We start from the raw sequence: 24,371 nt of genomic DNA, 5'->3' as shown, positions 1-24,371 counted from the left end.
CCGGCACTCACGACAATGCCGGAGCGACGTCTCGACGGAGCGCCGGCGATGTGGCAAGGCTGGGCCTTTGCCAGAGCCTGCCGGAGCAAGACATGACGCAGACGTCCCAGAACCGAACTTTCGTCTTCGAGCCGGCGCCGGTGCCGTCGCTTCCGGTCGCGGGACGCGATGCGCTCTTCCCGATCCACCGTATCTACTGCGTCGGACGCAATTTCGCCGATCACGCCGTCGAGATGGGACACGATCCGGACAAGGAGCCGCCCTTCTTCTTCCAGAAGAACCCGGACACGATCGTCCCCGTGGGGCAGGACTTCCCCTATCCGGCCATGTCCAGCGATGTCCATCACGAGGTCGAACTGGTGGTGGCGCTCACAAAGGGCGGGCGCGACATCCCTGTCGAGCGTGCTCTCGATTGCGTCTACGGCTATGCGGTCGGCCTCGACATGACCCGGCGCGATCTTCAGGGTGAGGCCAAGAAGCTCGGCCGCCCGTGGGAAACCGGCAAGGCCTTCGAGGCTTCGGCTCCCTGTGGTCCCCTTCATCCGGTCGTCGATATCGGACATCCGGTTCGGGGGGCGATCTGGCGGAAGGTGAACGGCGAAATCCGCCAGAACGGCGACCTCAACCAGATGATCTGGAAGGTGCCGGAAATGATCGCCTACCTCTCGCGCCTGTTCGAGCTGAAGGCAGGCGACCTCATCTTCGCCGGCACACCCCCGGGCGTGGGCGCCGTTTCGCGGGGCGACGAGATGAGCGGATACGTGGAAGGTCTGGGCGAGATACGCTTCCGGGTGGTGTGATTTAGAGGGGAATGGTGATCCCGGCGCGATTCGAACGCGCGACCCCCAGATTAGGAATCTGGTGCTCTATCCTGCTGAGCTACGGGACCATTGCCAGCATCCATACAAAAGCCGTCCGCCGAAGCCAAGCCCTTTCGTCAGGGCGTTCGCCGGCGTCGGTCGTACATCGTCATTCGTTGCCGGTCAGTCGGCCAGCCGCTGTTCGGCGAGGCGCACCCAGTAGGATATGCCGTAGGCGATCGCCTCGTCGCTGAAGTCATAGGCGGGGTTGTGGAGGGCGGCGCTGTCGCCGTTGCCGATGAAGATGAAGGCTCCCGGCCGGCTCCTCAGCATGAAGGCGAAATCCTCGCCTGCCATGGACGGCTCCACGTCCGTATCGAGATTTGCCGCTCCGACGACCTCCGATGCTGCGCTTACGGCATGGCCGACTTCCCGGTCGTGGTTGATGGTGACGGGGCAATTCCGCTCGTAGCGGATTTCGGCGGTCGCGCCATGGGCAAGCGCGATGCCGTCGACGATCCGGCGGATGTGCTCCTCGGCGAGATCGCCGACCTCGTCGCTCAGGCTGCGCACCGTGCCGCCGAGTTCGGCGCTGTCGGGGATGATGTTGTGCGTCGTTCCGGCCTGGAAACGCGTCACAGAAACGACCACCGAGGCCAGCGGATCGGTATTGCGCGCGGCGATCGCCTGCAGGGCGCCGACGATCTGCGCGCCGACGAAGATGGGGTCGATCGTGCGATGGGGCTGCGCGGCGTGGCCGCCCCGTCCGCTGACGGTGATCGCGAACTTGTCCGGGGCCGCCATGATGGCGCCGTTGCGGATGGCGAACCGGCCGATCGGGATACCGGGCATGTTGTGCATGCCGTAGACTTCGTCGATCCCGAAACGCTCCATAAGCCCGTCCTGGATCATCGCCCACGCTCCGGCACCACCCTCCTCGGCGGGCTGGAAGATGACGGCGACGGAGCCGTTGAAATTGCGCGTCTCCGCAAGGTATTTCGCGGCGCCGAGAAGCATGGACGTGTGGCCGTCATGGCCGCAGGCATGCATGCGGCCAGGTTCCTTCGAGCTCCAGGGCTTGCCGGTCATCTCCTCGAGCGGCAGGGCATCCATGTCGGCGCGCAGGCCGATCGTCCGCTCGCCGGGCCCCCGGCCCCGGATGATCCCGACGACGCCCGTTTCGCCGATGCCGGCGACGATCTCGTCGACGCCGAATTCCTGCAAACGGGCCGTCACGAAGGCGGCGGTCTCGTGAACGTCGTAGAGGATTTCGGGGTGCTGGTGCAGGTGGCGTCGCCATTCCGTGGCTTCCGCCTGCAGCTCGGCGGCTCGGTTGATGATCGGCATTCTTTCCCCGTGGATACTGGATACGTGATCGTGAATCCTCGCCCCCTTGCATAGTGGCGGTTGCGATTGACGCAATCAATCTTCTTTGCCATTGCTTGGCCACATAGGCCGCCTATGGCCACGCTCGTTCCCGAGACAACGAGGATCATGCCTTGCTCATCGATCGTACCAGCCTGCCGCGTTTTCCCCGGGTGATGGCATGTGCCCTCGCCGTTGCGGTGTTGGCGTCGGCTAGTGCCGCTCATGCTAATCCGAGCATGGTGGTGGACGTTCGTACGGGCCGCGTGATTGCACATGAGGAGGCGTTCCGGAAGTGGTACCCGGCCTCGCTCACCAAGCTGATGACAGCCTATGTCGCCTTCAAGGCGTTGCGGTCGGGCGAGCTGTCGCTGGATTCGGAAGTCGTCATGAGCAAGAGGGCCGCGGACCAGCCGGCCAGCAAGATGTACTTCAAGCCGGGCTCGAAACTGACGCTCGACAGCGCCCTCAAGCTGCTTTTGGTCAAATCCGCGAATGACGTCGCGGTGGCCATTGCGGAGACGGTCGGCGGGACGCTCGACGAGTTCATCGTGATGATGAACGCCGAAGCCGCCCGTCTGGGAATGACGTCGACCCGCTTCATCAACCCCCACGGCCTGCCGGGCCAGGGGCAGTATACGACGGCCCGCGACATGGCCGTCCTTGCCGTGCAGCTGAAGCGGGAATTTCCGCAGTATGCAGGCTATTTCGCGCTCGAGGGCGTCACCACAGGCAAGAAGAATTACGGCAACTTCAACATGCTCGTCGGTCGCTTCGACGGCGCCGACGGCATGAAGACCGGCTTTATCTGTGCCTCCGGCTTCAATCAGGTCTCGTCGGCGACGCGGAACGGCCGCACCGTGGTTTCGGTGGTCCTCGGCTCCGACAGTCTCGCCGGGCGCGCCGACGAATCCGCCGAACTCCTGCAGATGGGCCTGTCGGCGCCTCTCGGCCGGGGCGAGCCGCTCTCCTCTCTGGCGCCATATGGCGATACGAGAACCGTCAACGACGTCAGCGCCGAGATCTGCAACCCGAAGGCGGCGAAGGTGCGCAGCGAAGGCCGGGACGATGCCGGCCGGATGGTCGTGCATTCGCCATACATCAAGGAAATGTCGCGGCCGCCGCGCTACAGCTTTGCCGGCCTGATCCCCGGCTCCGAACTCGCTGCAAGCACCAAGGGTGAGAACGAGATCGCCAATGTGCCGATCCCGCTTCCCCGACCAACTTTCTGAGTGGACCCGATGTCTTCTGCTTCCGGCCGAATTCCGGTCTCGATACTCACCGGCTTTCTCGGCGCGGGCAAGTCGACGCTTCTCAACCGGATCCTGAAGGATCCCGCCATGGCTGATACGGCCGTCATCATCAACGAGTTCGGTGAGGTCGGCATCGACAACCTGCTGGTCGAGTCATCCGGAGACGCGCTGATCCAGCTTTCCAACGGTTGCCTCTGCTGCACGGTCCGGGGGGAACTCGTCGATACGCTCGCCTATTTCATGGATGCCATCCAGACCGGGAAGCTCAAGCCCCTGCGGCGGATCGTCATCGAGACGACGGGGCTCGCGGATCCGGCACCGGTGATGCAGTCGATCATGGGGCACCCGGTCATCGCCCAGAACTTCGAACTTGACGGCGTCGTCACCGTCGTCGATGCGGTTCACGGCCTGGCGACGCTCGACCGGCATCCGGAAGCCGCCAAGCAGGTGGCCGTGGCGGATCGCCTCGTCGTGTCGAAAAGGTCGCTCGCCGATGCCGCCCGGCTTGAGGCTCTCGAGGCCCGCCTGACGGCGCTGAACCCCCGCGCGCCCCGCATGGACGGCGACATCGCGGAGGCCGCGAGCGCTGCCGTGCTCGCCAACGGTCTCTACGACCTCGCCACCAAGAACCCCGACGTGGAACGGTGGCTCCAGGACGAACTGGCGCAAGCGCCGGGAGGTCATGCTCAGCACCCTGCTCACGGGCATGGCCACGACGATCACCACCATCATGGTCATCACCATCACCACCACGACGTAAACCGTCATGGCGATGACATTCGTTCCTTCTCGCTGATCTGCGATCGGCCGATCGATCCGGTGGCCATCGACATGTTCGTCGACCTGCTCCGCTCCGCCCATGGGGAGAAGCTGCTACGGATGAAGGCTGTGGTGGCGCTGTCGGACAACCCGGACCGGCCGCTCGTACTGCACGGCGTGCAGACGATTTTCCACCCGCCCCAGCGGTTGAATGCCTGGCCGGCAGGGTCGGACCGGCGGACGCGGATGGTGCTGATCACCCAGGGGCTCTCGGAAGAGTTCGTCTCCGATGTCTTCGCCGCATTTACCGGGCAGCCGCGCATCGATCGCCCGGATCGTGCCGCCCTCGAGGACAATCCCCTCGCCGTTCCCGGTATGAGGATCTAAGCGAGTTCGCGGTCATCCCTTCCGGATGCGGAAGCGGTGGCCGTCGCCGGTTTTTTCCGACTGCAGCAGTTCGTGGCCTTCCTCCCGGCAGAAGTGCGGGATGTCGATGCCTGCCAGGGGATCGCTCGTCTCGACGACGAGTTCCTCGCCGGAGCGCATCGACGTTAGGCGACGACGGGTCTTGAGCACGGGGAGGGGGCATTTGAGGCCGCGCAGGTCGTAGGCGGCCTCCGATGTGCGGGACATCATTCCTGCGACCAGATCTTCCAGAAGGGCCGTTTCTTGCTGTCGCTGACGGGCGGTGCGGCATAGGCCATGGGGTTCTGGACGGGGATAGGGATCGTACCGGTGGATGCGTCGGCCGTGGCCACCGGCTGCTCGGCCGCGGGTGTGCTCGCGATCTCGGTCTCCGGGCCCGGCAGCCGGTCCTGCTTCATCCGTTCGGCGGCGGTCTCCGGCCGGGCGGAGGTCGAGGCCAGCATCGTCGTGGCCGGCTTGCTTTCCGGTGCGGTACGCTTGGCCATCAGCGCTTCGAACGCTTCCCGCTTCATCAGCTTGCCGGCTTCGAGAGAGGTTCCGGTCGGCGCGTAGGCGATGTCCCGGCCCTTCCGCTTCTCGGCCACCACGGCCTTGCGTTCGGCCTCGGAGGGCTCGTACCAGACCATGCCGTCGAGCTTCTTGACCGCCTTCTCATAGGCGACCTCGTAGGTCTTCTGATGCGACGAAAGAGCGGCCATCAGGGCCGGAGGCGCCGACATCGGCGGGCAGGCCGCGGCGGCGTTGAACGCTCCCGTGCCCTCGACCTGCTGGTTGAAGACGTATTTCTTCTCGCAGACATTCACCTCCGGAGGACGCTTCGTGACCTCGAAGTTGTCGTATCCGGTTTTCAGCATCTGCCAGAAATCATGATGCTCGCTGTCGCGATGGCGGGCCATGTTCTCGGCCGTCATGCGGAAGGGGAAGGCCTGCAGCTGCACGGCCGACTGGCCGCCCTTGAAGGCGTCCCGGGCAAAGGCGTAGATTTCCAGGACCTGCTCGTCGGTCATCGAGTAGCATCCGGACGAGGAGCAGGCGCCGTGGATCATCAGGTTGGATCCGGTCCTGCCATTGGCCTGATCGTAGCGGTTCGGGAAGCCCGTATTGATCGCCAGGAAGTATTTGGAATTCGGATTGAGATGCGCCGGCGTCAGGTTGTAGAAGCCCTCGGGCGCCTGCCGGTCGCCTTCCTTCTTCTTCGGTCCGAGCTTTCCTGACCAGGCGCAGATCTGATAGCTCGATATCATGTCGAAGCGGTTGTCGGCCTTCGCCTTCCAGACTTCGAGGACCCCTTCTTCCTTGAAGATGCGGATCATGATCGGCGAGGTGCGCGGCATGTTCTTCTTCTGCATCTCCGCGACGATGCGGGAGGGCAGGGGATGCTCCACCTTGTTCTTGATCTTGGATACGTCGACGGAGTCGAGAGTATCGTTGCAGCCTGCAAGGGCTGTCGCAAGTGCAAGAGCGATAGCGATGTTTTTCAGGCGCATCGGCATGACCACGTGACTGTGTGTTGCGGACACCAGAAATCTGGACAACAGCAGCGATAGTGAAGCGGTAAGCTTTACATCTTCTTAACCGCTCGTCCCCGTCTGTAAAGCAAAACTGCGGCTTGCTGTCACTCTGAACAGCAATGTGGCCAAATTGCGCTATGTATCGCTCCGCAGATCAGAGGTTGCGTCCGATCTGCAGGAACTTCTGGCGGCGCGCGGCGCGGACCTCATCGCCGGAAAGCTGGCTGAGTTCCGCCAGGGCTGCCTCGATGACGTTTCCGGTCGCGGTGATGACCGTCTGCGGGTCCCTGTGGGCGCCGCCGACGGGCTCGGGAATGATGTCGTCGATGATCCCGAGTTCCCTGAGGTCCTCGGCGGTGATGCGCATGTTGGTGGCGGCTTCCTTCGCACGGGTGGAGTCCCGCCAGAGGATGGAGGCCGCCCCTTCCGGCGAGATGACCGAATAGATGGCGTTCTGCAGCATGTAGACGCGGTTGCCGGTCGCGATGGCGATCGCGCCTCCGGATCCGCCCTCGCCGATCACCACGGATACCATGGGAACGCGTACTCCCAGGCACATCTCCGTCGAGCGGGCAATCGCTTCCGCCTGACCACGCTCTTCCGCGCCGACGCCCGGATATGCGCCCGCGGTGTCGACCAGCGAGATGATCGGCAGGCCGAAGCGGTCTGCCATTTCCATGACGCGGATCGCCTTGCGGTAGCCTTCCGGACGGGGGCTGCCGAAGTTGTGCTTCAGCCGGCTCTTCGTGTCGTGGCCCTTTTCCTGGCCGATGATGGCGACGGGCTGGCCCCGGAAACGTGCGAGGCCGGCCTGGATCGCCGCATCCTCGCCAAAACCGCGATCGCCGGCGAGCGGCGTGAAATCGGTCAGCAGGTGGGCGGCATAGTCCACGAAATGCGGTCTCTGCGGGTGGCGGGCCACCTGGGTCTTCTGCCAGGCGTTCAGCTTGGAGTAGATTTCCTCGGTCGCTTCGCGCACGCGCCCCTCGAGCCTCGCGATCTCTTCCGAGGTGTCGATGCTCTCGTCTTCCGCGGCAAGCTTCTTCAGTTCATGGATCTTCGCCTCGAGGTCTGAGATAGGCTTTTCGAAGTCGAGATAAGTCTGCATGAGATCCGTGTTCCGATCATTCTGGCTTGGCGGCGGCCTTCTAATCCCGGTTTTCACCGCTTTTTGCAAGGGGGTGGTGCGTTTGCACCAGTTGCCTCAGCCGTTCCTCAAGCACATGTGTGTAAATCTGCGTGGTGGAAATGTCCGCATGACCCAGCAATTCCTGAACGATGCGCAGGTCCGCTCCGTGCTGCAGGAGATGGCTCGCGAACGCGTGGCGCATCACGTGCGGTGAAATTGCGGCGGCTCTAAGTCCGGCACGCGCGGCGATGGCTTTCAGGTCGCGGGCAAAGACCTGGCGCGGCAGGTAACCCTCCTTCCCCGACGATGGGAATAGCCAGGAACCGTCTGCCGCGTCCGGCCGCGTCGCCTGCAGCGACTGTCGATACCGCTGCAGGACGGCGATCGCCGATTTTGACAGCGGGACCAACCTTTCCTTGTTGCCCTTTCCCCGGATCATCAGGAAGCGTCCTTCCTGGCCGAGGACGCTCGCGGGCAGCGAGACGAGTTCGCTGACCCGCATTCCCGTCGCATAGAGGAGTTCGATCAGCGCGAGCATCCGGAGCCGGGCGTACTGGCCGGGGGAGGGATCATCGGCCTCCCTTGCCGCCTGCTCCAGAAGGCGCGTCACGTCCTCCTCGCTCATGACCTTCGGCAGGGTCCTGCGCTTCTTCGGACTGTCGAGGGTGGATGTGGGGTCGTCGCCCCGCAGGCCTTCTGCATAGAGGAACCTGTAGAACTGCCGCATGGCCGAGAGCCTGCGGGCCTGGGAACTGGGTGCAAATCCCTTCCTTCCGAGATCGGCCAGATAGGCGCTGAGGTCGCTGTTGCCGGCCGCGACCGTCGAGACCTTCCGGGCGGCGAGGAAGGAGTGGAGATCGTCGAGATCCCGCTGATAGGACGCAAGCGTGTTGGCGGCCGCGCCACGTTCGGCGCTCATCATCTCGAGGAAGGCCTCGATGCGGGCGTAGGAGAGATCGGCCATGGCCGCCTACTCCCGGGGGGCGGGGTTCAGGCGCTCGGACGGAACCCTGACGGAGACCTCGCGCTCGCGCGGCTCCACCAGGAGGACGAGTGCGAGCATGCTTCCGTAGACCACGCCGGCGATGGCCGTCAGGATGAAGAGGAAGCGAAAGAGGGTGGGCATGGGATGGAAAGCTCCGTTCGCCATCGGGCGCGAGGTCGCCACTATATGCTTAAAGCATTGCCGTCAGGCAAGTCTGCGGCTGGCGACGGCTTTCGCCGCGGCACGACTTGACGCTGCCGGTCCATTTGTCGATACCCTTGAACAAATGGATAACGGACGATGACAGACCTCCTAACACCCGTCGCGCCGGCTTCGCTTGCCGAACAGGCCCGCGCGGCGCTGGGCAAGCGCGACCTCGTCTTCGTCGGCCTGATGGGCGCGGGCAAGTCCGTGATCGGACGGATGGTCGCCCAGGCCCTCTCGATCCCGTTCGTCGATACGGACGCGGAGATCGAGAAGGTCTCGCGCATGACGATCGCCGAACTGTTTGCCGCCTACGGGGAGCCCGAATTCCGCGCGCTGGAGTCGAGGGTGATCGACAGGCTGCTGAAAGGCGGGCCAAGGGTCATCTCGACCGGCGGCGGGGCGTTCATCAACGACAACACTCGCAGGCTCATCAAGCAAGGCGCCATATCGGTGTGGCTGAAGGCCGACCTGGACATCCTGTGGGAGCGGGTCAGCAAGCGCGACCACAGGCCGCTGCTGAAGACGGAAAACCCCAGGGCTACCCTCGAAAACCTCATGAACCACCGTTACCCGATCTATGCGGAGGCAGACCTCACCGTGTACTCTGGCAATGTCCGAAAGGAAACAATGGTGACCAACGTGCTGACCGCGGTTGTCGAACTTGCAGGGAAAGGCCGGGCCGAATGAGTGCCGCGATGCCGAGAACGGCGGAAGAGCGTCTCGTCCATGTTCCGCTCGGAGAGCGCGCCTACGACATCCTGATCGGTCCCGGCCTCATCGGCCGCGCGGGTGGCGAATTTACCGCACGCCTTAAGGGCAGGCGCGCCGCGATCATCACCGACGAGCATGTCGGCTCCCACTACCTCGCGCCGCTCATGGACAGCCTGCAGACCGACGGTGTGGAGGCCGTTTCGCTGACGCTTCCGCCGGGGGAGAAGACGAAGAACTTCGACAACCTCGGCGCGGTCGCGGACATGGTGCTGTCGGCCAGGATCGAGCGCAACGATGCGGTGATCGCTCTCGGCGGCGGGGTCATCGGCGACCTGGCAGGCTTTGCGGCCGGCATCGTGCGGCGTGGCGTCCGCTTCGTCCAGGTCCCGACCTCGCTGCTTGCGCAGGTCGATTCCTCCGTGGGCGGCAAGACGGGCATCAACACGCGCCACGGCAAGAACCTTCTCGGCGTCTTTCATCAGCCGGATCTCGTGCTTGCGGACACGGCCGTCCTCGACAGCCTGCCTCCGCGAGAATTTAGGGCGGGCTACGCCGAGGTCGTGAAATACGGTCTGATCGACAAGCCGGATTTCTTCCATTGGCTTGAGAAGCACTGGAAGCAGGTCTTCGAGGGCGGACCCGAGCGAATCGAGGCGATCGCCGTCAGCTGCCAGGCCAAGGCAGACGTTGTCGTCGAGGACGAGCGGGAGACCGGTCGCCGTGCGCTCCTCAATCTCGGCCACACGTTCGGTCACGCGCTGGAAGCCGCGACGGGCTATGACAGCAGCCGCCTCGTCCATGGCGAGGGCGTGGCGATCGGCATGGTCCTCGCCCACCAGTTTTCCGCCCGGTTGAACCTCGCAAGTCCCGATGATGCGCAGCGTGTCGCCGGACACCTTTCCACCGTGGGCCTGCCGACGCGGATGGCCGATATCGAGGGCGAGCTTCCTCCATCGGAGGTCCTCATGGATGCGATTGCCCAGGACAAGAAGGTCAAGAGCGGCAAGCTCACCTTCATCCTGACCCGTGGCGTCGGGCAGGCATTCGTTGCCGATGACGTGTCTCAGTCCGAGGTTGCGAGCTTCCTGGAGGACATGCGCTCGCGATGATGGATACCCTGCTCACCGTCTTGTCGGAATACTGGCTGACGATCGTCTCCATCCTCGTGCTGATCGTCGCTTCCGCCTTCTTCTCCGGCTCGGAGACGGCGCTGACGGCCACCTCCCCGGCGCGGATGCATACGCTCGAGGCCAATGGCGACGAACGGGCCGGCATCGTCGTGTCCCTGATCCGGCGCCGCGACCGCCTGATCGGCGCTCTCCTGATCGGAAACAACCTGGTCAACATCCTGGCGTCTTCGCTGGCGACCAGCGTCTTTCTCGGCGTGTTCGGGGATTCCGGTGTCGCCTTCGCCACGCTTCTGATGACGGTCCTGCTGGTGATCTTTTCGGAGGTCCTTCCCAAGAGCTGGGCGATCTCCTCTCCCGATCGCTTCGCGATCGTGGTGGCGCCGGCGGTGCGCCTCTTCGTGCTCGTGGCCGGCCCCCTGTCGAGCGCTGTGAACGCGATTGTCCGCGCGCTTCTCTCCCTCGTCGGGATCAATCTTTCGAAGGAAAGCTCCATGCTTTCCGGCCATGAAGAGCTTCGCAGCGCGCTCGACCACCTCCATCGCGAGGGCGGCTTCAAGAAAGCCGACCGCGACCGCGTCGGCGGCCTCCTGGACCTGGAGGAGCTCGAGGTTTCCGATATCATGAAGCACCGCACGGTCATGCGCGCTGTCAATGCCGACGATCCTCCGGAAGTGGCGGTCAGGACGGTGCTGGAGAGCCCGTTCACCCGCATGCCGGTCTGGCGGAACTCGACGGAGAACATCATCGGCGTCGTCCACGCCAAGGATTTGCTGCGCGCGCTGGCCGAGCCGAATGTCGAGCCGGAAAACCTCGATATCGTCAAGATCGCCCAGAAGCCGTGGTTCGTGCCCGACACCACGACGCTCAAGGACCAGCTAAACGCCTTTCTCCGCCGCAAGGTGCACTTCGCAGTCGTCGTCGACGAGTATGGCGAGGTGCAGGGCATCGTCACGCTCGAGGACATCCTGGAAGAGATTGTCGGCGATATTTCCGACGAGCACGACCTGGAGATCGAGGGCGTGCGGCAGGAGGCGGACGGTTCCATCCTCGTCGACGGCTCCGTGCCGATCCGCGACCTGAACCGGGCGCTCGACTGGAACCTGCCCGACGACGAGGCGACCACGATCGCAGGCCTCGTGATCCACGAATCCAAGCTGATCCCGCGCGAACGACAGGCCTTCACCTTCTACGGCAAGCGCTTCATCATCATCAAGCGCGAGAAGAACCGGATCACGCGCCTGCGCATCCGCCCGGTGGAAGTCGACCTTCCCGCCGAATGACGCCTACCAGCGGCGGGGCTCTCCGGGGGCAGCCGCCTCGATGGCGAGCGCGTGCAGGCCGGCATCGAGGACCGGCTTCAGCAGCTCGTTCACGGCGCGGTGACGCTGCAGCCGGCTCATGGCGCTGAACTTCGCGGCGACGATCCTCACCCGCATGTGCGTTTCGCCGCTCCCGTCGAAGTCCGGTTGATGGCCGGCATGATGATGGCTTTCATCGATGACCTCGATCTGCTCCGGCTGAAGCCCGTCCCTGAGGAGCGATTCGATCTGGGCCTTGATGGACATATCGCCTCCGGCGAAGGGAAAAGGGGCTACCCAGAAACCAGCAAGAATCCGCTTTGTCAATTCTTGTAGCGCTCGTGCCCGAACCCCATAATGGGCCGGTATGAAACTCGACTCCAAATATTTCGATCGCATTCGCACGCGCAGGAAGCCGCAGCAGGAAACTGCCGTGGAGGCGCCGGTATGCCAGTGGGACGGATGCGACAAGCCTGGCGTCCACCGGGCACCGGTCGGCCGCAACGCGGAGGGGCAGTTCTTCCTGTTCTGCTTCGAGCACGTGAAGGACTACAACAAGGGCTACAACTATTTCTCCGGCCTGTCGGACAGCGAGATCGCGCGCTACCAGAAGGAAGCCATCACCGGCCATCGACCCACCTGGACGATGGGCGTCAACAAGGCCTCGAAGACCGCGCCGCTTCACTCGACGATGCGTTCCGGGTCCGCCGCCTCCCATAATAGGGTCAAGGATCCGTTCGGCTTCGTGGCCCAGGGACACGGGGCGCGGCCACGCCCGCAGGCGCGCAAGCTCAAGACGCTGGAGGCCAAGGCCTTCGACACGCTGGACCTCACCGCAAGCGCCACGTCCGACGAGATCAAGAGCCGCTACAAGCAGTTGGTCAAGAAGCATCATCCCGACGCGAACGGCGGGGACCGGGGTTCCGAGGAACGTTTTCGCGCCGTAATCCAAGCATATCAGTTGTTGAAGCAAGCCGGTTTCTGCTAAGCGGTACGACGAATGGCAGAGGATATGGCGGCCGGGCGGTGGCTCGCGCCTTGGAGAGATAATGAGCAAGATCGATCTGGATATTTCTAACCTTCCCGACACCACAATCTCTGTCCGGGAGGTCTTCGGCATCGACACCGACATCAAGGTGCCGGCATACAGCAGCGGCGATCCCTACGTCCCAGACCTCGACCCGGATTATCTCTTCGATCGCGACACGACGCTCGCCATCCTCGCAGGCTTCGCGCACAACCGGCGCGTCATGGTCTCCGGCTACCACGGAACGGGCAAGTCGACCCATATCGAGCAGGTGGCCGCGCGACTGAACTGGCCCTGCGTGCGCGTCAACCTCGACAGCCACGTCAGCCGGATCGATCTCGTCGGCAAGGACGCGATCGTGCTGAAGGACGGCAAGCAGGTCACCGAGTTCAAGGACGGCATCCTGCCCTGGGCCTACCAGCACAATGTCGCGCTCGTCTTCGACGAGTATGATGCGGGTCGCCCGGACGTCATGTTCGTCATCCAGCGCGTGCTGGAATCCTCCGGTCGCCTGACGCTGCTCGACCAGAGCCGCGTCATCCGACCGCACCCCGCCTTCCGCCTGTTCGCGACCGCCAACACGGTCGGGCTCGGCGACACGACCGGCCTCTATCACGGGACCCAGCAGATCAATCAGGCACAGATGGACCGCTGGTCGATCGTCACCACGCTGAACTACCTGCCGCACGACAAGGAAGTCGATATCGTCGCCGCCAAGGTGAAGAGCTTCGGCAAGACCGCCGAGGGCCGCGAGACGGTGTCGAAGATGGTGCGCGTCGCCGATCTTACACGCTCCGCCTTCATGAACGGCGATCTGTCGACGGTGATGAGCCCGCGGACGGTCATCACCTGGGCCGAGAACGCGGAGATCTTCGGCGACGTCGCCTTCGCTTTCCGCATCACCTTCCTCAACAAGTGCGACGAGCTGGAGCGGACGCTGGTGGCCGAGCAGTACCAGCGCGCCTTCGGCGTAGAGCTGAAGGAAAGTGCGGCGAATATCGTACTGGGAGCCTGAGGCAGGGTCGGCATGGCAGGTCCCGGAGACAACCAGAAAAGCAGGTCGGGCGGCCCGGTAGACGCCGAGCCGATGCGCCGCGCTATTGCCGGATGTGTCCGTTCGATCGCGGGGAGCGCGGAGGTGGAGGTCAACTTCGCCAACGAGCGTCCCGGCATGGCCGGGGAGCGTATCCGGCTGCCCGAGATCTCCAAGCGCCCGACCGCCCATGAACTGGCGGTGACGCGCGGGCTGGGCGACTCTATGGCGCTGCGGCTTGCCTGCCACGATACCGGGGTCCATGCGAGCCTGTCTCCTCAAGGGACGGATGCGCGTTCCGTCTTCGATGCCGTCGAACAGGCGCGCGTCGAATCGCTCGGCGCGCTGCGGATGAGCGGCGTTGCCGCCAACCTCGGCTCGATGAACGCCGAGAAATACGCACAGGCGAACTTTTCCGGGATCGAGCGCAAGGAGGACGCGCCGCTGGCGGAGGCCCTGGCGATGCTGGTGCGCGAGAAGCTCGCGGGCACCCCTGTGCCGGAAAGCGCCGGCAAGGTTCTCGATCTCTGGCGTCCGTTCTTCGAGGAAAAGGCCGGCAGCGACCTCGACAATCTGAAGGGTGCCATCGAGGACCAGCAGGCGTTTGCCCGACTGGTCCGCCACATGCTCTCCTCCATGCAGGTCGCCGAAGACCTCGGCGACGAGGATGCCGAGCCCGAGGAGATGGAAAACCCGAACGACGAGGAGCAGCCGCGCAGCAACGAGGCTGAGAACGAGGAAGTCGAGGAGGAAGCCGGTTCGGATGCCGCGCCGGCCGAGCAGAGCGAAGCTGCCGACGACGAGATGGACGAAGGGGAGATGGACGGCGCCGAAATGTCCGACGATGAAATGTCGGACGAGGCTGACGATCACTCCGAGACCCCCGGCGAGACGAGACGCCCGCACAGCCCGTTCGACGATTTCAACGAGAAGGTGGATTACCGCATCTTCACGCAGGAGTTCGACGAGGAGGTCCTCGCCGAGGAACTCTGCGACGAGGCGGAGCTGGAGCGGCTTCGCGCTTTCCTCGACAAGCAGCTGTCGCACCTCCAGGGCGCCGTTGGGCGCCTTGCCAACCGATTGCAGCGCCGCCTGATGGCCCAACAGAACCGCTCCTGGGATTTCGACCTCGAGGAGGGCTATCTCGACTCGGCTCGCCTGGTGCGCCTGGTCATCGATCCGATGCAGCCGCTCTCCTTCAAGAAGGAGCGGGACACGCAGTTTCGCGATACGGTCGTGTCGCTGGTGCTGGACAATTCCGGCTCGATGCGCGGACGCCCGATCACGGTTGCCGCCACCTGCGCCGATATCCTTGCCCGCACGCTCGAGCGCTGCGGCGTCAAGGTGGAGATCCTCGGCTTCACCACCAAGGCCTGGAAGGGCGGGCAGTCGCGCGAAACGTGGCTGGCCGGCGGCAAGCCGCCCAATCCCGGTCGCCTGAACGATCTTCGGCACATCGTCTACAAGTCCGCCGATGCACCCTGGCGCCGGTCGCGCCGTAACCTCGGGCTGATGATGCGTGAGGGGCTGCTCAAGGAAAACATCGACGGCGAAGCGCTGATGTGGGCCCACAATCGCCTGATCGGGCGTCCCGAGCAGCGCAAGATCCTGATGATGATCTCCGACGGGGCGCCGGTCGATGACTCGACCCTTTCGGTCAACCCGGGCAACTACCTGGAGCGCCACCTGCGCGCCGTCATCGAGCAGATAGAAACCCGTTCTCCGGTCGAACTGCTGGCGATCGGCATCGGCCACGACGTCACGCGCTACTATCGCAAGGCCGTCACGATCGTCGACGCCGACGAGCTTGCCGGCGCAATGACCGAGCAGCTCGCCGCGCTGTTCGAGGAGAATGGCGGTGCCGGCAAATCCCGGATGCGGCGCGCCGGGTGACATACCTTCCCCCGATGCGCCGAAGCCTCGTCCTCGCGCCGCTCCTGGCGTTGATCGCCGCCTCTCCGGTCGCGCCCGCGACCGATCGCCTGCCCATCGAGACCTCCCTGATCGCGCAGTTCCGGAAGGGCTCGGCCGATACCCGTTTCGGCGCGCTGGAATTCCTGGGAGGCTTCCAGTTCTCGTCCTCCGACAGCCGGCTCGGCGGCCTGTCCGCCATCCGTTTCCGCCCGAACGGGCGCGATTTCGTGGCCGTCCAGGATACGGGGGAATGGGTCACCGGATCCATAGAACGCGACGCAGCCGGGCGCCTTAAGGGTCTTTCCTCGCTGTCGATCGACGCGATGCTGGACGCCAGGGGGCGGTCCCCGTCGAAGTTCGACATCGATGCTGAAGGGCTTGCGATGCAGCCCGGTCGTTTGATCGTCAGCTACGAGAGAAAGCACCGGATCGATGCCTATCCCGATCCGGGATATGAGAAGGCCAGACCGCGATCGGTCGGCATGGTGATCCCGTCGCGGGAACTGCGCACCAACGGCGGTATCGAGACGCTGGTGGCCGCGCCTGCCGAGAGCCCTCTGGCGGGGGCGCTGGTGGCGGTGGCCGAGCGGAGCATAGACGGCGATGGGAACCTGTTTGCCGCCGTGCTGGACGGACCTCGGAAGGGTGTCTTCAAGGTGGCACGCCACCAGCCCTGGGCGGTGACCGACGGCGCCTTCCTGCCGGATGGCGACCTGCTCCTCCTGGAGCGCCGCTTCAGCTATCTGGGCGGCGTCGGCATGCGCCTGCGGCGTATCGAGGCCGACGCCATCAAGCCGGGCGCGCTGGTGGACGGGAAGGTGCTGATCGAAGCCGACATGGGTGCGGAGATCGACAACATGGAAGGCCTCGACGTCCTTGTCGAGAACGGCGAGACCCGCATCATCATTGTGTCGGATGACAACGGGTCCTTCCTGCAGCGCAACCTGATGCTGGAATTCCGGCTGGTGGACTGACCGCCTGCCGGATCATCCTCACTGTGCGCGCTGGGCAGGCGGCATGGGCTTCAGAACGCTCATCAGCGCCCCATAGGGAAGCAGCATCACTACGCCGACGAGGACCTTCACGCCGAGATCGCCGAGGGCCCAGGAGATCCACCGCGGTGCTTCCATCGACAGTATGCCGAGGATCGGAGCCGATTCGATCGCGAACGGGTCGTTCGGGCCGAGAAGGATGAACACGGACGCGAAGGCGATCGAGAAGAAGAGGGCGGTGTCGATTGCCGAGCCCGCGAGCGAGCCGGCGAGCGGTGCCCGCCACCACGTCTGCCGGCGCAGCCGGTTGAAGACCGAGATGTCGAGAAGCTGGCCGATCAGGAAGGCCGTTCCGGAAGCGATCGCGATGCGCGGCACGGAGGTGAAGAAGGAGACGGTCACGCCCACGACGAAACCGGCCAGCACGACGCGCCGGGCGATCGAGGGGCCGAACTGCCGGTTGGTGAGGTCGGTGACGAGGAATGCGACGGGATAGCTGAATGCGCCCCATGTCAACAGGTCGCCGAGCTGGACGCCGAACAGCGTGCCGGCGAGCGGGAACTGGACGAGGAAGTTCGAGGCGACGACGACGAACGCCATCAGCAGCGTATAGACAAAGGTATAGCGAAAATATCGCATTTTTTTATCCTGGGTGATGCCACCAGTTCGAGTCGTATGTTGTTCAACAGAAAGGGCTTGTACGGTCGCCCGTCAAGCCCCTGCTGGAACCATGAAAGGTCGGTCGAAGCTTAGGCGGCTTCGGCAGTCTTCTTGACGATCTGGCGGCGCAGCAGGCGGGCGCGCATCGACAGGTCGGTTTCGTCAGCCTTCAGCAGGAAGGCGTCGAGGCCACCGCGATGCTCGACCGAGCGAAGGGCGTGCGCCGATACGCGAAGGCGGAAGCGCTGTCCGAGCGCATCGGAGATCAGCGTGACGTGGCACAGGTTCGGCAGGAACCGGCGGCGCGTCTTGTTGTTTGCGTGGCTGACGTTGTTGCCGGTCTGAACGCCCTTGCCGGTCAGTTCGCACATACGAGACATGGGTACACCTTTGTTGTTCTTCTGCAATCGAATGGTACTTCCGGGCAATGCCCGGCGCGCCGATCCAACTGGTCTGATTGGAAAGTTGCGGTTCTATAGTCAGTGAGGGCGGTCGCGTCAAGCCAAACCTTGGGGTTGCTGGTGCAGAATCCGGTGCAAGTGGCGGAGGCCGGCTATTTTCTTGCCATAGTGGCGGGCTTATATCGTTTCGACCGGGGACGGACCATCCCCATGCTCACTTCTGTCGAGGCACGATCATGTCCAGGGGCCGCGGGGCCGTTATAGCCACAGCATGCGCCTTTTCCCTACTGGCCGGACCCGTGGGAACGGCGGGTATCCGCCATGTCAGCGAGTATCATATCTCGCTCGGCATCCTGCCCATTGCACGGGCGGCCTTCGCGAGCGAGTTCGGCAGCAGTGAATACCGCATCGCCGGGACCTTCCGCTCCTGGGGGCTGGCGGAGATCATCAGCAAGATCTCGGCGGAGACCAGCGTCACCGGTCGCAAGCGCGGCGACAGGCTGGAGGCGGAGCAATACGACCTCGTGTACAAGACCGGCAAGCGCACCCGCGTCTACGAGGTAACCTACAAAAACGGCGACGTGACGCGGTCCGTGACGAAGCCGGAGCCGAAGCCGCGGCCCGACAGCTGGGTGCCGGTCGCGCCGGAGGACCTGCGTTCCGTGCTCGACCCGCTGACGGGGCTGGTCTTTTCCGGTGACGCGAAATCCTGCCCACGCCGCGTCCCCATCTATGACGGGGAATCGCGGATGGACCTTATCCTTACTCCGAAGGGGACGGAGAACTTTTCCACCGAAGGCTTCGAGGGCGAGGTGCTGGTCTGCGAGATCCGCTACGTGCCGAAATCAGGCTTCAAGCGCGGGCGTTCCGATATCGAGTATCTCAGGAAGACGCCGATGGAGATCTGGTTTGCCAAGGCGCAATCGGTAAATGTATATGCTCCCGTTTATGCCCGCATACCGACGAGCATGGGGCAGGTATATGTGAAGGCCGCGAAATACGGCGGCTGACGGGGGCTCTATCCGCCCCGAAGGGGGCAGGGTGAAGGTACGCGGGACGCTGATCGGCTTCACGGCCATTCTCATGTGGTCATTGCTGGCATTGATGACGGCGGCGTCCGGAAAGATGCCACCCTTCCAGCTCTCGGCCATCAGCTTTGCGATCGGCAGCCTTCCGGGTCTTCTCCTTTTCGCGGCACGACCGCAGCGGCTGAGGTTCCTGCGCCAACCGCCCAGGGTGTGGATCATCGGCATTGCCGGTCTGTTCGGCTACCATTTCCTCTATTTCACCGCGCTCAGGAGCGCGCCGGCGGTGGAGGCGGGCCTGATCGCCTATCTGTGGCCGCTTTTCATCGTCGTGGGATCGGCCCTGCTGCCCGGCGAGCGTCTCCGCTGGTATCATGTCGCGGGCGCCGTGGCCGGCCTTGTGGGAACCGTGGCGATCGTGTCGCGAAACGGCATCTCCTTCGACGACCAGTACGCCCTCGGCTACGGAGCCGCCTTTCTCTGCGCCTTCACATGGTCCGGATATTCGCTGCTGACGCGGAGCTTCGACCGTGTCTCGACCGATGTCGTCACCGGGTTCTGCCTGGCAACCTCGCTCCTGTCGCTCCTCTGCCATCTTCTTCTCGAGACGACGGTGTGGCCTGCCAGCGGCGGCGAATGGTTGGCGGTGGCGGGGCTCGGCCTGCTTCCGGTGGGGGCTGCCTTCTACGCCTGGGACTACGGGGTGAAGAACGGCGACATCCAGATCATCGGTGCCGCGAGCTATGCGGCTCCCCTGCTTTCGACGCTGATCCTGGTGGCAAGCGGTTACGCCGAGCCGGACTGGCGCATCGGCGTCGCCTGCCTGCTGATCACCGGCGGAGCCGTGCTGGCGGCACGGGACATGATCATGCCGCGAGCGTCGCGGCAGTCGACGCCGGCAGAATAGCCTGTCGCCGATGCTGGCTCTCCTGGCTCTTGTTCTGTCGGTTCTGCTGGCGCTTTTTTATTTCCGCCTTCTCGCAAAGCCGGCCAGCCATCGCCGCGCGGTTCTCAAGACCGCGCCCGTCCTGCTTCTGGCCGTCTACGCAATGGTCGCCGGCGGGCCCGCCTGGCTGGCGACGGCACTCCTCCTCGGCGCCCTGGGGGACTTCTGCCTTGCCCATGATGGCGAGCGTGCCTTCATGGCGGGGCTCGTCGCCTTCCTCCTCTCGCATCTGGCCTATGTCATGCTGTTCTGGCCGATGGCCGACCCGGCAGCGATTTCCGGCGAGGTGTGGCGGCTTGCCGGCGCCGGCCTGCTGGCAGTCCTGGTTCCGGTGCTGATCCTCGTCCTCAGGGGCCCCGCCGGACCCCTGGCCTTGCCGGTCGCCGTCTATGGGCTGGTTATCGGCGGCATGGGCCTGACGGCACTGGCGGTCACGGATGTGGCAGTATTTGTCGGGGCCGCCCTGTTCCTGTCCTCCGACACGGCACTTGCGGTGGAGAAGTTCCTGGTCGCCTCGGGCACGCGGACAAGTCGCGTGCTGCGCAACGTCGTATGGGCGAGCTACTACACAGCGCAGCTCGTGTTCACTCTTGCGATCGTGGGGCTCCCGTCAGCCTGAGCCCGGCTCCCAGCCGGGAGGCGCCATTTCGAAAGCGGAGAATTCGAACCCCGGAGCCACCGTGCAGCCGACCAGGGTGAAGGCGCCAAGGGGCTCCGCCGCCTGCCACGCGTCCGCCGGGATGACGACCTGGGGACGCTCGCCGTTGGCGATGTCCATGCCGAGCGTCACCGCCTCCCGGTTGACCCCGTCAATGGAGATGTCGAGGCGGAGCGGATCGCCCCCATAATAGTGCCAGATCTCCGCGGCGTCGCGCACCCGGTGCCAGTGGGACCGCTCGCCTGCCTGGAGCAGGTAATAGATCGCAGTCGAATAGCTGCGGTCGCCCCCTGCCGGGTCGCGGAACGTCTCCGTGTACCATCCCCCTTCAGGGTGATGCTGCATGTCGAGAAGGCTGATGATCTGCTGCGGGTCCATCATCGCGCTGCCCTTTCGGTGGGCTAGAAGTTGTCCTTGCGCTTGCGGATTTCCGCAAACACGTCCTCGTTCGATTTCGATTCCATCAGGAGGTTGCGGCGCACCGCGGGATCAGTGACGCGCAGGAACGGGTTCGTCTCCTTCTCCAGCCCGATCGTCGTCGGGATGGTGAAGCGGCTTGCCGCGCGGGCCTCCTCGATGTCGCGAACCCGCGCCTGAAGCCTCTTGTTGTCCGGGTCGATGGTCAGTGCGAAGCGCGCATTGGAAAGCGTGTACTCGTGGCCGAAATAGACCGCCGTCTCGTCAGGCAGCGCGGAGAGCCTCTGCAGCGAATGCCACATGTCCGCGGCAGGTCGTTCGAACAGCCGCCCGCAACCGAGCGCGAAAAGCGTGTCTGCCACAAAGAGGATCTTGTCGTCCGGGAAATAGTAGCAGACGTGTCCCGCCGTGTGGCCGGGCGTCTCGATCACGCAGACGGTGTGGTCGCCGAACTCGAATTCGTCGCCATCGGCGACCGACCTGTCGAGTCCCGGTATGGCGACGGCTTCGTTGACCGGGCCGACGATCTCGACCGCGAAGCGCTCCTTGAGGCCGAGATTGCCCTCGACATGATCGGTATGATGATGGGTGGTCAGGATATGGGTGAGCGTCCAGCCCCGCCTTGCGAGGGCGTCGAGGATGGGCTGTTCCTCCGGAGCATCGATCGACGCGGTCTGCCCCGTTTCGGGATCGTGCAGGAGCACGCCGTAGTTGTCGCTCCGGCATTGGAAGACTTCGATCTCCAGCGGCTTCATGATGCTGTCCCCGTTGCAAAAATGGCGCCGGCGGACAATGTAGGGGCTCCGGCTATGATGTCCAACCGCTCTCTGCTAGCATTTCTCCGATGCATACAGATATCGTCGATCTCCGCGAATTCTATCACTCCCGGTTGGGGCGCCTTGCGGAGCGATCGATCACCTTCGCGCTCGCCTCCCTCTGGGCGAGGCTGCCGGAAGAGCGGCTTGTCGGGCTGGGATATGCCGTTCCCTATCTCGAACGCTTCCGTGCCGATACCGAGCGGACTTTCGCCTTCATGCCGGCCGGGCAGGGCGCGGTGAACTGGCCCTCCGGTGAACTGTCGGCGACGGCTCTCGTGTTTGAGGAAGAGCTGCCGCTGCCGGACGCCTCGATCGACCGCGTGCTGCTGGTGCACTCGCTCGAATTCGCCGAGAACCCGCGAGAGACGCTGAAGGAATTGTGGCGCGTGCTCGCGCCGGGCGGACGGCTCGTCATCGTTGTCCCGAACCGTCGCGGTGTCTGGGCCCGCATGGAACATACCCCGTTCGGCTCCGGCCGTCCCTATTCACGCCGCCAGCTGACCCACCTGCTGCGGGAAACGAATTTTACGCCCGCCGCGAGCGCCGAGGCACTGTTCTTTCCGCCCTCGAAGTTGCGGACCGTGCTGCGGTTCAGGAACGTGATTGAGCGGATGGGGCGACGATTCTGGCCGGTCTTTTCCGGCGTCATCATCGTCGAAGCACAGAAGCGTCTCTATCAGGGGCTGCCGGTCGCCGCGCGGGCGTCCCGCCGGGTGTTCGTGCCCGTCCTCGCCCCGCATGGCGTGCCGACGACCCGGGATGCGGCCGATGGCTGCGGGGCGGGGGCCTGACCCTCGACAAAGACCCGTTTCGGCATTAATGCCACAGCATTATTTGCCGGTACCGGCACCCTTCAGAAGGTCGTTTCCATGAGTATCGTCGTCAACGAGCCTGTTCCCCGTCCTGGTATCCTGGACATTGCCGCCTATGTGCCGGGCAAGGAACATGCGCCGGGCGTCGCGCGCGTCTTCAAGCTTTCCTCCAACGAAACCCCGCTCGGGCCGAGCCCGAAGGCGATCGAAGCGTTCAAGGCTGCGGCCGACCATCTCGAAATCTATCCCGACGGCCAGGCAACCCATCTGCGCCAGGCGATCGCGGGCGTGCACGGCCTCAACGCGGCCAATATCCTCTGCGGCAACGGCTCCGACGAGCTGCTCGGGCTTCTCTGCCACGTCTACCTGGGGGCCGGCGACGAAGGCATCATCACCGAACACGGTTTCCTCGTTTACAAGATCCAGATCATGGCGTCGGGGGCCACACCGGTCGTCGTCAAGGAGAAGGACTGTTGCGTCGACGTGGATGCGATACTTTCGGCCGTGACGGAAAAGACGAGGATCGTCTTCATCGCCAACCCCGGCAATCCGACCGGGACCTATGTGCCGGTATCGGAAATCCGCCGCCTGCATGCGGGGCTGCCGAAGAACGTCGTCCTGGTGCTCGATGCGGCCTATGCGGAATATGTCCGCCGCAACGACTACGAGGCCGGGCTCGAGCTCGTCTCGGGAAGCCGCAATGTCGTGATGACGCGCACTTTCTCCAAGGCCTACGGGCTGGCAGCGCTGCGCATCGGCTGGATGTACGCGCCAGCCGCCATTGTCGATGCGCTGAACCGCGTGCGTGGGCCGTTCAACATGAATGCCCCGGCCATTGCCGCAGGAGCTGCGGCCATCCGCGACCAGGGCTTCATCGAGGCCGCCGTCGCGCACAATAGCCTATGGCTGGACAAGCTGACGCATGCCTTCGAGGCGATCGGGCTCACGGTCACGCCGTCGGTCACCAACTTCCTCCTCATCCATTTCCCGGATGTCGACGGCAAGCGGGCCGAGGACGCGGACGCCTTGCTCACCAGCCGCGGCTACATTCTGCGTGCGGTGAAAAGTTATGGCTTCCCGAACGCGTTGCGGATGACGGTCGGTTCCGAGGAGGCGAACCGCGGCGTGATCGAGACGCTCGGCGAATTCATGGGCCGCGGCGCATGACGGACGCACATTTCGACCGGATCGCGCTCATCGGGATCGGCCTCATCGGCTCGTCGATCGCCCGTGATATCAAGGAACTGGGGCTGGCGAAGGAAGTCGTCATCTCCACCCGCAGCAGCCAGACGCTGAAGCGGGCCGAGGAACTGGATCTCGGGACGGCCTACGTCGCTTCGGCGGCGGACGCGGTGCGCGATGCCGACCTGGTGATCGTTTCCGTTCCGGTCGGCGCCTCCGAAGAGGTGGCGAAGCAGATCGCCCCCAACCTGAAGCCCGGAGCCATCGTCACGGATGTCGGCTCGACCAAGGCGTCGGTGATCGCGCAGATGGCGCCGCACATGCCGCAGGGGGTGCATTTCATTCCGGGCCACCCGCTGGCGGGAACGGAAAAATCCGGCCCCGACGCCGGGTTTGCGGGCCTCTTCCACGGCCGCTGGTGCATCTTCACGCCGCTGCCGGACACCGACCAAGGCGCCCTGGACAAGCTCAAGGCCTTCTGGACCGCGCTCGGTTCGCGCATCGACGAGATGGACCCCGAGCACCACGACAAGGTTCTCGCCATCGTCTCGCACCTGCCGCATATCATCGCCTACAACATCGTCGGCACGGCGGACGATCTCGAGACGGTGACGGAATCGGAGGTCATCAAGTATTCCGCCTCCGGTTTCCGCGACTTCACGCGCCTCGCCGCTTCCGATCCGACCATGTGGCGCGACGTCTGCCTGCACAACAGAGATGCGATCCTGGAAATGCTGGCACGGTTTTCCGAGGACCTCGCCTATCTTCAGCGGGCGATCCGCTGGGGCGAGGGCGACAAGCTGTTCGACCTCTTCACGCGGACGCGGGCCGTCCGCCGGTCGATCATCGAGGCCGGCCAGGACGTGGACGCGCCCGACTTCGGCCGCCACGCGCTGGACGTCAAGAAATAGG

At 64.4% G+C, this 24,371-nt stretch carries 27 protein-coding genes and 1 tRNA gene; 16 read left to right on the top strand and 12 right to left on the bottom strand.

Annotated elements, in window-relative coordinates; all coding sequences use genetic code 11:
* Positions 1–92 precede the first annotated feature (92 nt).
* The gene (locus ACWGPT_RS11750; protein ID WP_452605787.1) at positions 93–800 is read left to right on the top strand and encodes a fumarylacetoacetate hydrolase family protein; all 708 of its coding nucleotides are present in this window, start codon (positions 93–95) and stop codon (positions 798–800) included.
* 12 nt (positions 801–812) lie between these two features.
* On the opposite strand, the gene ACWGPT_RS11745 is transcribed toward ACWGPT_RS11750, so the two are convergent.
* Positions 813–889 (bottom strand) — tRNA-Arg (locus ACWGPT_RS11745).
* A 94-nt stretch (positions 890–983) separates the two neighbouring features.
* Positions 984–2,147: a M20 aminoacylase family protein gene (locus ACWGPT_RS11740; RefSeq protein ID WP_452605786.1), complete on the bottom strand. Its 1,164-nt coding sequence runs from the start codon at positions 2,145–2,147 to the stop codon at positions 984–986.
* A 194-nt stretch (positions 2,148–2,341) separates the two neighbouring features.
* On the opposite strand from ACWGPT_RS11740, the gene ACWGPT_RS11735 reads away from it, so the two are divergent.
* On the top strand, positions 2,342–3,397 hold the full coding sequence (locus ACWGPT_RS11735) for a D-alanyl-D-alanine carboxypeptidase family protein (protein ID WP_452605954.1): 1,056 nt from the start codon (positions 2,342–2,344) through the stop codon (positions 3,395–3,397).
* A 9-nt stretch (positions 3,398–3,406) separates the two neighbouring features.
* Complete coding sequence (locus ACWGPT_RS11730; protein WP_452605785.1) at positions 3,407–4,564, top strand: CobW family GTP-binding protein; 1,158 nt, start codon at positions 3,407–3,409, stop codon at positions 4,562–4,564.
* A 12-nt stretch (positions 4,565–4,576) separates the two neighbouring features.
* Here ACWGPT_RS11730 and ACWGPT_RS11725 read toward each other — a convergent pair whose 3' ends face one another.
* The 5 genes from ACWGPT_RS11725 to ACWGPT_RS11705 form a co-directional block, all read right to left on the bottom strand.
* Positions 4,577–4,813 (bottom strand): sulfurtransferase TusA family protein, encoded by a 237-nt coding sequence (locus tag ACWGPT_RS11725; RefSeq protein WP_452605784.1) that lies wholly within the window; start codon positions 4,811–4,813, stop codon positions 4,577–4,579.
* Positions 4,810–6,090 carry a L,D-transpeptidase family protein gene (locus ACWGPT_RS11720; protein ID WP_452605783.1) on the bottom strand — a complete coding sequence of 427 codons (1,281 nt, stop codon included), beginning with the start codon at positions 6,088–6,090 and terminating at the stop codon, positions 4,810–4,812. Before ACWGPT_RS11720 ends, ACWGPT_RS11725 begins: the two co-directional genes overlap by 4 nt.
* Positions 6,091–6,268: 178 nt before the next feature.
* Positions 6,269–7,222, bottom strand: coding sequence for an acetyl-CoA carboxylase carboxyltransferase subunit alpha (locus tag ACWGPT_RS11715; RefSeq protein ID WP_452605782.1), 954 nt, complete (start codon positions 7,220–7,222; stop codon positions 6,269–6,271).
* A gap of 40 nt (positions 7,223–7,262) precedes the next feature.
* Positions 7,263–8,207 (bottom strand): site-specific tyrosine recombinase XerD, encoded by a 945-nt coding sequence (gene xerD / locus ACWGPT_RS11710; RefSeq protein ID WP_452605781.1) that lies wholly within the window; start codon positions 8,205–8,207, stop codon positions 7,263–7,265.
* A 6-nt stretch (positions 8,208–8,213) separates the two neighbouring features.
* Positions 8,214–8,369 carry a hypothetical protein gene (locus ACWGPT_RS11705; RefSeq protein WP_452605780.1) on the bottom strand — a complete coding sequence of 52 codons (156 nt, stop codon included), beginning with the start codon at positions 8,367–8,369 and terminating at the stop codon, positions 8,214–8,216.
* A 159-nt stretch (positions 8,370–8,528) separates the two neighbouring features.
* Here ACWGPT_RS11705 and ACWGPT_RS11700 point away from each other — a divergent pair, with 159 nt between their 5' ends.
* From ACWGPT_RS11700 to ACWGPT_RS11690, 3 genes are read left to right on the top strand one after another with little or no spacing between them, the layout of a single operon-like run.
* Positions 8,529–9,122, top strand: a complete 594-nt coding sequence (locus tag ACWGPT_RS11700) for a shikimate kinase (protein WP_452605779.1) — start codon at positions 8,529–8,531, stop codon at positions 9,120–9,122.
* Positions 9,123–9,130: 8 nt separating this feature from the next.
* On the top strand, positions 9,131–10,255 hold the full coding sequence (gene aroB, locus ACWGPT_RS11695; RefSeq protein WP_452605778.1) for a 3-dehydroquinate synthase: 1,125 nt from the start codon (positions 9,131–9,133) through the stop codon (positions 10,253–10,255).
* A complete protein-coding gene (locus ACWGPT_RS11690; protein WP_452605777.1) occupies positions 10,252–11,556 on the top strand; it encodes an HlyC/CorC family transporter in 1,305 nt (434 codons plus the stop codon). The genes aroB and ACWGPT_RS11690 overlap by 4 nt, the downstream gene beginning before the upstream one ends.
* Before the next feature lie 3 nt (positions 11,557–11,559).
* Here the strand turns inward: ACWGPT_RS11690 and ACWGPT_RS11685 are convergent, their stop codons facing one another.
* Positions 11,560–11,841: a BolA family protein gene (locus ACWGPT_RS11685; RefSeq protein ID WP_452605776.1), complete on the bottom strand. Its 282-nt coding sequence runs from the start codon at positions 11,839–11,841 to the stop codon at positions 11,560–11,562.
* Positions 11,842–11,941: 100 nt separating this feature from the next.
* Here ACWGPT_RS11685 and ACWGPT_RS11680 point away from each other — a divergent pair, with 100 nt between their 5' ends.
* From ACWGPT_RS11680 to ACWGPT_RS11665, 4 genes are all read left to right on the top strand, one after another.
* Positions 11,942–12,562, top strand: coding sequence for a J domain-containing protein (locus tag ACWGPT_RS11680; RefSeq protein WP_452605775.1), 621 nt, complete (start codon positions 11,942–11,944; stop codon positions 12,560–12,562).
* Between the two features lie 61 nt (positions 12,563–12,623).
* Complete coding sequence (cobS, locus tag ACWGPT_RS11675; protein WP_452605774.1) at positions 12,624–13,616, top strand: cobaltochelatase subunit CobS; 993 nt, start codon at positions 12,624–12,626, stop codon at positions 13,614–13,616.
* Between the two features lie 12 nt (positions 13,617–13,628).
* Positions 13,629–15,527 (top strand): cobaltochelatase subunit CobT, encoded by a 1,899-nt coding sequence (gene cobT, locus ACWGPT_RS11670; RefSeq protein ID WP_452605773.1) that lies wholly within the window; start codon positions 13,629–13,631, stop codon positions 15,525–15,527.
* Positions 15,528–15,541: 14 nt separating this feature from the next.
* The gene (locus ACWGPT_RS11665; RefSeq protein WP_452605953.1) at positions 15,542–16,522 is read left to right on the top strand and encodes an esterase-like activity of phytase family protein; all 981 of its coding nucleotides are present in this window, start codon (positions 15,542–15,544) and stop codon (positions 16,520–16,522) included.
* An 18-nt stretch (positions 16,523–16,540) separates the two neighbouring features.
* Here the strand turns inward: ACWGPT_RS11665 and ACWGPT_RS11660 are convergent, their stop codons facing one another.
* Together ACWGPT_RS11660 and rpmB are read right to left on the bottom strand one after the other, a co-directional pair.
* A complete protein-coding gene (locus ACWGPT_RS11660) occupies positions 16,541–17,179 on the bottom strand; it encodes a queuosine precursor transporter (RefSeq protein WP_452605772.1) in 639 nt (212 codons plus the stop codon).
* A gap of 110 nt (positions 17,180–17,289) precedes the next feature.
* Positions 17,290–17,580 carry a 50S ribosomal protein L28 gene (gene rpmB / locus ACWGPT_RS11655; protein WP_452605771.1) on the bottom strand — a complete coding sequence of 97 codons (291 nt, stop codon included), beginning with the start codon at positions 17,578–17,580 and terminating at the stop codon, positions 17,290–17,292.
* Positions 17,581–17,837: 257 nt separating this feature from the next.
* On the opposite strand from rpmB, the gene ACWGPT_RS11650 reads away from it, so the two are divergent.
* The 3 genes from ACWGPT_RS11650 to ACWGPT_RS11640 are packed head-to-tail and all read left to right on the top strand — an operon-like array spanning position 17,838 to position 20,191.
* A complete protein-coding gene (locus tag ACWGPT_RS11650) occupies positions 17,838–18,611 on the top strand; it encodes a DUF3108 domain-containing protein (protein WP_452605770.1) in 774 nt (257 codons plus the stop codon).
* A gap of 31 nt (positions 18,612–18,642) precedes the next feature.
* On the top strand, positions 18,643–19,533 hold the full coding sequence (gene yddG / locus ACWGPT_RS11645; RefSeq protein ID WP_452605769.1) for an aromatic amino acid exporter YddG: 891 nt from the start codon (positions 18,643–18,645) through the stop codon (positions 19,531–19,533).
* Positions 19,534–19,543: 10 nt separating this feature from the next.
* On the top strand, positions 19,544–20,191 hold the full coding sequence (locus tag ACWGPT_RS11640) for a lysoplasmalogenase family protein (RefSeq protein WP_452605768.1): 648 nt from the start codon (positions 19,544–19,546) through the stop codon (positions 20,189–20,191).
* Here ACWGPT_RS11640 and ACWGPT_RS11635 read toward each other — a convergent pair.
* Positions 20,183–20,608, bottom strand: a complete 426-nt coding sequence (locus ACWGPT_RS11635) for a cupin domain-containing protein (RefSeq protein ID WP_452605952.1) — start codon at positions 20,606–20,608, stop codon at positions 20,183–20,185. The two genes, ACWGPT_RS11640 and ACWGPT_RS11635, sit on opposite strands and share 9 nt — an antisense overlap.
* 23 nt (positions 20,609–20,631) lie before the next feature.
* Complete coding sequence (gene gloB / locus ACWGPT_RS11630) at positions 20,632–21,402, bottom strand: hydroxyacylglutathione hydrolase (protein ID WP_452605767.1); 771 nt, start codon at positions 21,400–21,402, stop codon at positions 20,632–20,634.
* 89 nt (positions 21,403–21,491) lie between these two features.
* Between gloB and ACWGPT_RS11625 the strand changes: the two genes are divergently transcribed.
* The 3 genes from ACWGPT_RS11625 (at position 21,492) to ACWGPT_RS11615 (ending at position 24,370) form a co-directional block, all read left to right on the top strand.
* Positions 21,492–22,256 (top strand): class I SAM-dependent methyltransferase, encoded by a 765-nt coding sequence (locus ACWGPT_RS11625; protein ID WP_452605766.1) that lies wholly within the window; start codon positions 21,492–21,494, stop codon positions 22,254–22,256.
* Positions 22,257–22,334: 78 nt separating this feature from the next.
* A complete protein-coding gene (hisC, locus tag ACWGPT_RS11620; RefSeq protein ID WP_452605765.1) occupies positions 22,335–23,444 on the top strand; it encodes a histidinol-phosphate transaminase in 1,110 nt (369 codons plus the stop codon).
* Positions 23,441–24,370: a prephenate/arogenate dehydrogenase family protein gene (locus tag ACWGPT_RS11615; RefSeq protein WP_452605764.1), complete on the top strand. Its 930-nt coding sequence runs from the start codon at positions 23,441–23,443 to the stop codon at positions 24,368–24,370. Before hisC ends, ACWGPT_RS11615 begins: the two co-directional genes overlap by 4 nt.
* Position 24,371: the final 1 nt, after the last annotated feature.

The sequence above is a fragment of the Pseudorhizobium sp. NPDC055634 genome, from assembly GCF_053618655.1.
The sequence above is the reverse complement of the archived record's forward strand: the minus strand, read 5'-3'. Positions and strand labels throughout refer to the sequence as shown.

Coding starts and splice junctions, on each gene's coding strand:
- ACWGPT_RS11750 (WP_452605787.1), top strand. CDS start 93: ATGACGCAGACGTCCCAGAACCGAACTTTCGTCTTCGAGCCGGCGCCG.
- ACWGPT_RS11740 (WP_452605786.1), bottom strand. CDS start 2,147: ATGCCGATCATCAACCGAGCCGCCGAGCTGCAGGCGGAAGCCACGGAA.
- ACWGPT_RS11735 (WP_452605954.1), top strand. CDS start 2,342: ATGGCATGTGCCCTCGCCGTTGCGGTGTTGGCGTCGGCTAGTGCCGCT.
- ACWGPT_RS11730 (WP_452605785.1), top strand. CDS start 3,407: ATGTCTTCTGCTTCCGGCCGAATTCCGGTCTCGATACTCACCGGCTTT.
- ACWGPT_RS11725 (WP_452605784.1), bottom strand. CDS start 4,813: ATGATGTCCCGCACATCGGAGGCCGCCTACGACCTGCGCGGCCTCAAA.
- ACWGPT_RS11720 (WP_452605783.1), bottom strand. CDS start 6,090: ATGCGCCTGAAAAACATCGCTATCGCTCTTGCACTTGCGACAGCCCTT.
- ACWGPT_RS11715 (WP_452605782.1), bottom strand. CDS start 7,222: ATGCAGACTTATCTCGACTTCGAAAAGCCTATCTCAGACCTCGAGGCG.
- xerD (WP_452605781.1), bottom strand. CDS start 8,207: ATGGCCGATCTCTCCTACGCCCGCATCGAGGCCTTCCTCGAGATGATG.
- ACWGPT_RS11705 (WP_452605780.1), bottom strand. CDS start 8,369: ATGCCCACCCTCTTTCGCTTCCTCTTCATCCTGACGGCCATCGCCGGC.
- ACWGPT_RS11700 (WP_452605779.1), top strand. CDS start 8,529: ATGACAGACCTCCTAACACCCGTCGCGCCGGCTTCGCTTGCCGAACAG.
- aroB (WP_452605778.1), top strand. CDS start 9,131: ATGCCGAGAACGGCGGAAGAGCGTCTCGTCCATGTTCCGCTCGGAGAG.
- ACWGPT_RS11690 (WP_452605777.1), top strand. CDS start 10,252: ATGATGGATACCCTGCTCACCGTCTTGTCGGAATACTGGCTGACGATC.
- ACWGPT_RS11685 (WP_452605776.1), bottom strand. CDS start 11,841: ATGTCCATCAAGGCCCAGATCGAATCGCTCCTCAGGGACGGGCTTCAG.
- ACWGPT_RS11680 (WP_452605775.1), top strand. CDS start 11,942: ATGAAACTCGACTCCAAATATTTCGATCGCATTCGCACGCGCAGGAAG.
- cobS (WP_452605774.1), top strand. CDS start 12,624: ATGAGCAAGATCGATCTGGATATTTCTAACCTTCCCGACACCACAATC.
- cobT (WP_452605773.1), top strand. CDS start 13,629: ATGGCAGGTCCCGGAGACAACCAGAAAAGCAGGTCGGGCGGCCCGGTA.
- ACWGPT_RS11665 (WP_452605953.1), top strand. CDS start 15,542: ATGCGCCGAAGCCTCGTCCTCGCGCCGCTCCTGGCGTTGATCGCCGCC.
- ACWGPT_RS11660 (WP_452605772.1), bottom strand. CDS start 17,179: ATGCGATATTTTCGCTATACCTTTGTCTATACGCTGCTGATGGCGTTC.
- rpmB (WP_452605771.1), bottom strand. CDS start 17,580: ATGTCTCGTATGTGCGAACTGACCGGCAAGGGCGTTCAGACCGGCAAC.
- ACWGPT_RS11650 (WP_452605770.1), top strand. CDS start 17,838: ATGTCCAGGGGCCGCGGGGCCGTTATAGCCACAGCATGCGCCTTTTCC.
- ACWGPT_RS11640 (WP_452605768.1), top strand. CDS start 19,544: ATGCTGGCTCTCCTGGCTCTTGTTCTGTCGGTTCTGCTGGCGCTTTTT.
- ACWGPT_RS11635 (WP_452605952.1), bottom strand. CDS start 20,608: ATGGACCCGCAGCAGATCATCAGCCTTCTCGACATGCAGCATCACCCT.
- gloB (WP_452605767.1), bottom strand. CDS start 21,402: ATGAAGCCGCTGGAGATCGAAGTCTTCCAATGCCGGAGCGACAACTAC.
- ACWGPT_RS11625 (WP_452605766.1), top strand. CDS start 21,492: ATGCATACAGATATCGTCGATCTCCGCGAATTCTATCACTCCCGGTTG.
- hisC (WP_452605765.1), top strand. CDS start 22,335: ATGAGTATCGTCGTCAACGAGCCTGTTCCCCGTCCTGGTATCCTGGAC.
- ACWGPT_RS11615 (WP_452605764.1), top strand. CDS start 23,441: ATGACGGACGCACATTTCGACCGGATCGCGCTCATCGGGATCGGCCTC.